The organism is Asaia sp. SF2.1 (assembly GCF_000505765.1).
Classification (GTDB): domain Bacteria; phylum Pseudomonadota; class Alphaproteobacteria; order Acetobacterales; family Acetobacteraceae; genus Asaia; species Asaia bogorensis.
Genome location: NZ_AYXS01000011.1, coordinates 54,762 through 57,421, shown reverse-complemented (window position 1 = coordinate 57,421; position 2,660 = coordinate 54,762). Strand labels below are relative to the sequence as shown.

Here is a 2,660-nt window from a genome sequence, read left to right as displayed (position 1 = left end):
AACGCCGCGAACCCATTCGGCCCGTGGCCTTGCGCGACCTCGCGCGCCTGACGCGCCGCGCCCCACCCGGCATGCGCGACATGATCCGTTTTCTGGCGCGAACCGGCTGCCGGCAGGAAGAGGCCGCCTCGCTCTCCTGGGAGCAACTGGACCTTAAAGCCCCCTGCCCCACCGTGACCTTTGCCAGAACGAAGACGAGATCGCCCCGCGTGGTCAGGCTTTCGACCAGGCAGGCCAGAGAGCTGCAACGCAGCCGTCCGGAAAACGCGAGCGGCTACGTCTTCCGCAACCCGTCAGGACAGCGCTACACCAACGTCCCAGGCCGCTTCCGCGTGCTTATGGCCAGCGCCATACCGGACAAAGCCCGCCACTTCCGCTGCCACGACCTGAGACACACCTACGCCATCCGCGCCCTGCAACAAGGCGCCTCGATCTATGATGTGTCCCAGCAACTCGGCCACAGCTCAGTCAAAACCACCGAGATCTATGCCGCTTGGCTTTCGCGTCGGATTAGGTAGGAGTAGGAGTTATTTTGGAGGTAGACACGTACGGCCTAAAGAATGTCCTCAAAGTCATGAAACCCGATGGCGTCATCGTGTATTGAAGAAGTTCTATCCCACTCATCATCACCGTAATCCGCTCCCAGTGCTTCATAACGACGCTTGCTTCGTGGCTTGGTAGAATCGAAGCGAATTCGACCGGGGAGCAGTGCCGTTCGGCGGCTTCCAAGACTACTTTTCAACAGTTCATCGATCGAAGGAAGATCTAGAGCAACGTTAGTGGCCTTTGTATCAAAGAAATTGACTTTTCGATCACGCAATACGCTGAAATGAGGATCTGCAATGACCAACTCTTTTGATCCGGAAAGTCGCCATCCACTTCGTGTGCCGGATTCATAAACAACCATCCAGTGCTCACCTGATAAGGCCTTTTCATCCATGGTTCCGACCCACCCGGATATGGAGTGCCTACCAGTTAACAGATGTTGGCCACGCAACATATAGACCAGACAAGCGCACAAACTATTGGGAACCTTTGCGGCGATTTTACTTGCTCTATCCCCCAGCTTTATTGACATAGAACAACACAACCATAGTATCCAAACAACTTCATAGTGATGATTGCGAGGAGCGTGCTCTTCTAGCATCCCCTCGGCAAACGCTTTGACACGCTCACTCACTGGGTAACCGCAAGCTGCATAGGTACATATGATTTTTACCACCGAGTCAGTGCAGTTTGAATTTTCCCGAGCCAACCTCAGTATGAACGATTCGTACAGTTCCCAATTTTCACGATGAATGAGACATCTCGATGTCTTTCTGATAGCAAATGAGGCAATACTCTCGTCTGGTAGTGATTTAGATAAACGAATTACCTCAGTAAAAAATCTTATGATATTTTGCCTTTGATTATCCCTCGAGCCGCTCAACTTAAGTTGAGGAATCTCACCTGGCCAACTCTCCTCGTTGAAGTTCAACGCGTCAGAGATATAAGTTTTGGAAGCATTAAGCTGCAAATCGAAATCTGATACGGAGTCGCGTAGCGCTGTGAGAAAAACTTCTGCGTCAGTATATGATGAGAAACATAAGAAAAAATCGTCTATGTAACGGTAACCACCGATAATTTTATCTACTAACTTTCTGTCAATATTTTTTTCTATCGCGCATAATATAAACTCTGACACGAGACGTGAGGTATCTGGACCCACGGGTATACCCATAGTCTGGCCGTCTTGGCATGACCTCATCATTGCGTCTACTTTATTTCCATAATACTGAGGAGAAAATGTTCGCCTAGCCTTCGCTTCATCTTTTCCGTGCAGCGCCCAAGGAATAGAATGGGTATATATGGAGTGATAAAAGCTGAGAATATCAGTCTGCAATATAGCTTTGGCCGTCGAGTAAGCCTTTATCCTCCTTTCGCTCAGTGATGACAGGGTTGGAATCGTCACTGCCCGCTTCCCGTCAAAACAAATATCTGATCTTGTTATACTTATTTTGGATTGAGATAATTTTTCTATTATATCTGGGTAATTGTCACATATTTCCTTAACCAAATAGTATTGATTTACGGGATTTGGCACACTCAGCATTCGTCTAGAATGACCCTTGCGAGCCATATCGAAGCGCGCAGATTTGCTCACACGTGGGTATAAATGACGCTTCTTTGCCGCTGCATCATTTTCACATGCATCCCAGCCTGGCTTTATCTCATCTAGCCTCTTCGCAAAGGATGCGCTGCTAAACGGCGGCGGTAGCTCCTTTGGAAAATAACCACGCGCGAGAAGTGCCATCATGAGTTCGTCATGGTTCATAAGTCGCACCCCATATGCTCATGGCAAATCACTAGCGGGCAAAGATAGCAGGCATCATCGAAAATGTTGAGACGTGCCATGTCGGAATGGACGTCCACCTGCGGATAGCTTCGGATGCGACGAGAACATGATGGTAAGGATTGCCCCCCCCTTGCCGACCCTGAACAAAACATGAAGATACCCCCCACCACACATATGATTTTAGCTTCCAATGGCGAGGTTTCTATGTGATAACAGTTTTTATGCCACTAAGTCAGCAACATAACGTGCTGTTTCTAAAGAGATTTGAAAAAAAATGGACGAATGTGTAGAATTTAAAACAGATCTCGTCCAAGTGCTGCGACTT

General features: G+C 48.7%; 2 protein-coding genes. One reads left to right on the top strand and one right to left on the bottom strand.

What is annotated here, in order from left to right; genetic code table 11:
- The coding region (locus tag P792_RS26405; protein WP_235075436.1) for a site-specific integrase at positions 1-518 on the top strand (518 nt) is incomplete at its 5' end.
- 35 nt (positions 519-553) lie between these two features.
- On the opposite strand, the gene P792_RS37005 is transcribed toward P792_RS26405, so the two are convergent.
- Positions 554-2,296 (bottom strand): RNA-directed DNA polymerase, encoded by a 1,743-nt coding sequence (locus tag P792_RS37005; protein WP_152530170.1) that lies wholly within the window; start codon positions 2,294-2,296, stop codon positions 554-556.
- Positions 2,297-2,660: the final 364 nt, after the last annotated feature.